Genomic DNA, 4737 nt, shown 5'->3' with positions numbered 1-4737 from the left:
TGGAGCGCTCCGGAGAAACAGAAGGATACTACGTGGTCTTTTCTCCCTACCACCAGGCCCAGGAGAAGGGCGAGGAGGTGCGCACCAAAGAGGGCATCTCCCGGAGGCTTCTTTGGTGGATCCTTCCCGTGGAAGTCCCCTCTCCGTCGGAGGCGTGAAAGGGGGGAGCTTTTCCTTCCGGAGAGCCCCTGAACAGGAAAGACCCGATGGAGTAACCGCTTCCCCGCGCCTTTTCTTTTTGGAGGGTTTCCTGAACACGAAAAAACCCCATACACCGCTTCCTCGAGATTCCTCCGGGCGTCCGAAAGACCGGCAAGGGCGTTCCATCCGAAAGGAGTCCCTGCGCCTGAGGGCGCCGCCGGATCTGCTAGAATAGAGACGCCCGGAAGCGCCCCGAACTTGAGGAGGGCCGCAGAACGACCCCTCCTCCGCCGCAGAGCGCCCCCTCCGGGCGCAGCCTGCGCCGCCGGCCGCAAAAAGACCGGAGCGAAAGCGCATCCAGCGGAGGAAAGCCATGCCCCGGAGCTTCTGCACCGAAGGCCCCATCGACAAAGAGCGGAACTACTACGTCCCCCGCACGGAGCTGGTCGCGGCGGGCCTCAAGAAAGTGGAGGAATGGCGGTACTTCACCCTCACCGCGCCGCGCCAGAGCGGCAAGAGCACCTACTTCCAGTTTCTCGCGGACGAGATCCGCAAAAGCAGACCCGACTGGCTGCCTTTGTGGATCAGCTTTGAACGTTTCGGCCCTGTGGACGAACCCCTCTTTCTCCGGCTCCTTTCTTCCGAACTGGGGACCGAACTGGAACGCCAATCACTTTCTCTCTCCTTTCCATCGCCCCCCTCCGTGCCTGAAATCGCAGAAAGTCTTTCCGCCCTTGCGAAAGAGTCCTCCAAGGAACTCGTCCTCATCGTGGATGAACTTGAAGGACTTCAGAACACGCATATCCTCAACGCCTTTCTGCACGTGCTCCGCTCCGTTTACCACAAGCGTCGGGAGTTCCGTCTCCGGAGCGTCATTCTGGTGGGCGTGTCGAACATCACGGGAATCCTCCAGAGCACCGCGAGCCCATTCAACATCGCAGAGCAGATCACCATCCCCTACTTCACCCGGGAGGAGACCGAGGACCTTCTGCTTCAGCACACCCGGGAGACGGGGCAGATCTTCGACCCGGAGGTGCGGCGGCGCATCTGGAGCGACACCGCAGGACAACCCGGCCTGGTGAACGCCCTCGCCCGGGACCTGGTGGAGAAAAAAGCCCCCGGCGGCGAACCCGTCACGGAAGCGCTCTTCTTCCGCACCCTTAACGACTTCCTCCGGTACTACACGGACAAGAACATCGCCAACGTGGTGAACAAGGCGAAACAGCACCCGGAGATCCTGCGGCGCATCCTCTTCGACGGCCCCGTGGAGTTCACCACCTACGACGACCGGATCGCCTTTCTCAAGACCAACGGCGTCATTGAGATCGGCGAGGAGAACGAGTGCGTCATCCCCGTTCCCCTTTATAAGAAATGTCTCTACGCCACCTTCAAGCCCTTCGAGAACGGCGAGCGGGAACGCTTCAAGGATCCCTTCGTGGACGAAGCAATCTTTCTCGACGCCACAGGCCGCCTCGACCTGGAGAAACTCCTCGACCGCTACGCCGCCTATGTACGAGACCGGGGGAACATCGTCTTCTCCCGGGGGAAAGTCCTTGAAGGCGTGTACCACTACAACCTCGACGCCTTTCTCGCCTCCTACGCCACCGTCTTCGGAGGTTCCGTCCTTCCGGAAGTTCCCCTCGGCGGTGGGCGAGTGGATCTTCTCGTGCTTCAGGGGGGAAAGCAGTGGATCGTGGAGGTGAAGCGCTTCACCACCCTCCGGGCCTTCGAGGAGGGAAAGGACCAGCTCGAAGCCTATCTGGAGCGCTCCGGAGAACCTGAGGGGTACTACGTGGTCTTCTCTCCCTACCACCAGGCCCAGGAGAAGGGCCAGGAAGTGCGCACCAAGGGCGGCGTCTCCCGGCGTCTTGTTTGGTGGATCCTCCCCGTGGCCGCTCCGGTACCGTCAGGGGAGTGACGGTGACAGAAACCCTCGAACGTCATCGAAATCACAACGTTGCTTTGAATTGTGGAAACTCTGAATTAAAGACCTTTTCGCTTTCCCTTGATTCGGGTCGCATCAGGCTCCGCGAGGCGCCCTGCGGGACCGGCGTAGCCTTCTTCAGAGGTCCCTTGTAAGTTTAGATGCAACAGAGCTGGAGCCGGCTCCCGAGAGGCTTCACCGGAGTGGGCATCCGGATAACGCACGTGCAATCCTTTTCGGAAAATTGAGAGGAGCAGGCCTTTCCAAAAGAAGGCGACAGTTCCTGGATCAAGAGGTCTTTCTGCAGTATCCCACTGTGTGTCACCTACGCGGAACAGCAGAAAGGCCGGGCAATCGCCCGGCCTTTCTGCTGCGGTGTGGGGTATGGGGGTAATGGACGACAGGTGGGGTAGACCCGCCGTCCGCGAAGTTTGGCTATTTGAGAGTGGAGAGTTCCCTGTAGCGCGGATAGGGCCAGAACTCCAGCGCCACGTTGCGTTCTACTTCGTTGCACAGGCCGCGGATGCCCTCCATGAGAGGAAGGGCTTTTCGGACCATTCCCTCCGCCTCCTCCTCAATGGGGAGCGTGTCCAGGTCCGCCTGCAGCGCTTCGAGACGCTGTACTGCCTCGTGGAGATCCGCCTTGAGACGTCCCAGTTTTTCGAGGACGACACCGCAAGGGCCTTCCGCCGCAGCGGCGGGCAGGTGGGAAAGAGCGTTTCCCTCAAGGGTGATCTGTTTCGCCAGCGCGGGGAGCACGCCCTCGCGGACCATGGAGGCGAGAACGCCCATGTCGATGTTCATGGTCGTGTTGAACTGGTGAAGTCGCGTCTCGTAGTAGGCGTGAATCTCCCGCTCGCTCATGACGCCGAGATCGGCAAGCAGGGAGCGGTTCTCAGGCGTGAGAAAGAGGCGCAGGGCTTCGGGAGTGCTGTGAGCCACGGGGAGTCCTCTGCGCTGTGCTTCCTCGGCCCATTCCTGGGTGTAGCAGTTTCCTTCGAAACGCACGTTGCGGCTTGTCGCGGCGGCATGGCGGATCACGTCCAGCGCAGCGTCGGGAAGTTCCTTTCCTGCGTTCAGGTTCGCTTCGAGCCGATTCGCGACCTCTTCGATGCCCCATGCCCAGAGGGAGAAGAGTGCCGTCAGAGGGCCTCCGAGCGACTGGGGTGCGCCGGGAGCGCGAAATTCGAACTTGTTGCCCGTGAAGGCGATGGGAGCGGTGCGGTTGCGGTCCGAGTTGTCGGAACGGATGGCAGGAAGCCTGCTCAAACCGAGGTCGATCTCTCCCTTGACGTTCCCGAATTCGGGAAGGCCCTCTTCGATGTCCTCCAGAAGGCGGTTCAGAAAATCACCGAGGTAGACGCTCATGATGGCTGGAGGAGCTTCGTTGCCTCCGAGACGATGCATGTTTCCGGGAGAGGCGATACAAGCCCTGAGCAGGCCGCCGTGTTTGGAGGTGCCGAGAAGGAGAGCGCCCAGGAAGGCGAGGAACTGAAGTCCCCGCTTCTGATTGCTCACGGAAGGATTCAGGAGATTCCGCCCTTCGCTGTCCTGAAGGGAGAAATTCGTGTGTTTGCCGCTTCCGTTGAGCCCCGCAAAGGGTTTCTCGTGAAGAAGAAGCCGGAAACCATGCCTGCGGGCGACTTTGCGCATGATGTCCATCATGATCTGGTTCTGGTCGGCGGCGAGATTGGCCTCGGAAAACTGGGGTGCGAACTCGAACTGTCCGGGTCCTACCTCGTTGTGCCTCGTCCGGACGACGATGCCGAGTCTCGCGAGTTCGTCCTCCATCTCTTCCATGCAGGCGAGAACGCGAGGATGGATGGATCCGAAGTAGTGATCCTCCATCTGCTGTCCTTTGGGCGGCAGATTGCCCAGGAGCGTGCGGCCGCAGAAAAGCAGATCCGGGCGTTTCCTTGCGAGTTCCTCGTCGACGAGGAAGAACTCCTGTTCCGCTCCCACTGTGGCGTGCACCCATTTGACTCCCCTGTTGCCGAAGAGGCGAAGCAGGCGAAGCGCCCGTTCCTCGATGGCGTTGATGGCCCTCAGGAGGGGAGTTTTCATGTCCAGGGGTGTTCCGTCATAGGAAAAGAACACCGAGGGAATGCAGAGCGTGGCGCCGTCTCCATTGCCGACGACGAAGGCGGGGCTGGTGGGATCCCAGGCGGTGTATCCCCGGGCCTCGAAGGTGGAACGCATTCCTCCCGAGGGGAGCGAAGAAGCGTCGGGCTCGCTCTGGATGAGTTCGCCTCCCGAGAAGGATTCGAGGGGAAGTCCTTCATTGTCCACATTGAGAAAAGCCATGTGCTTTTCCGCCGTGAGGTCCGTTCGGGGGTGAAACCAGTGTGTGTAGTGGGTGGCGCCTTTCGAGAGCGCCCATTCCTTCATCGCGGCGGCGACGATTCCCGCAACGGAGTTGTCGAGTTTCTCCCGCCCTTCGATGGCGGCCTGGAGTTTTTCGTTCACATCCTTTGGTATCCTGCCTGCCATGACCCGCCGCGAGAAAACGAGTTCTCCGAACATTTCCGACGGTCTTTTGTCTTTCATCCGTAAAACCCCCTCGATTATCTGGATGGTGAGTGTCCGTATCTTTTTCTCAATGGCCGGAAATGTATCATAAAATGGATCGCTTTGCAAGAGTTGTCCCCTCAAAAACATTGTCCAAATCGATA

General features: G+C 60.1%; 2 protein-coding genes. One reads left to right on the top strand and one right to left on the bottom strand.

Features of this window, described 5'->3' with window-relative positions; all coding sequences use genetic code 11:
• Nucleotides 1-514: 514 nt before the first annotated feature.
• Entirely contained in the window at nucleotides 515-2059 is a 1545-nt protein-coding gene (locus Q1K49_RS00010) for an AAA-like domain-containing protein (protein WP_300521278.1), read from the top strand.
• Between the two features lie 441 nt (nucleotides 2060-2500).
• Here Q1K49_RS00010 and Q1K49_RS00005 read toward each other — a convergent pair whose 3' ends face one another.
• Nucleotides 2501-4612 carry a glutamine synthetase III gene (locus Q1K49_RS00005; RefSeq protein WP_300521275.1) on the bottom strand — a complete coding sequence of 704 codons (2112 nt, stop codon included), beginning with the start codon at nucleotides 4610-4612 and terminating at the stop codon, nucleotides 2501-2503.
• Nucleotides 4613-4737: the final 125 nt, after the last annotated feature.

Origin of the sequence: Aminiphilus sp., assembly GCF_029975095.1 — a bacterium.
In the GTDB taxonomy this organism is placed as follows: Bacteria; Synergistota; Synergistia; order Synergistales; family Aminiphilaceae; genus Aminiphilus.
This window is presented reverse-complemented; position numbering and strand designations above follow the sequence as displayed.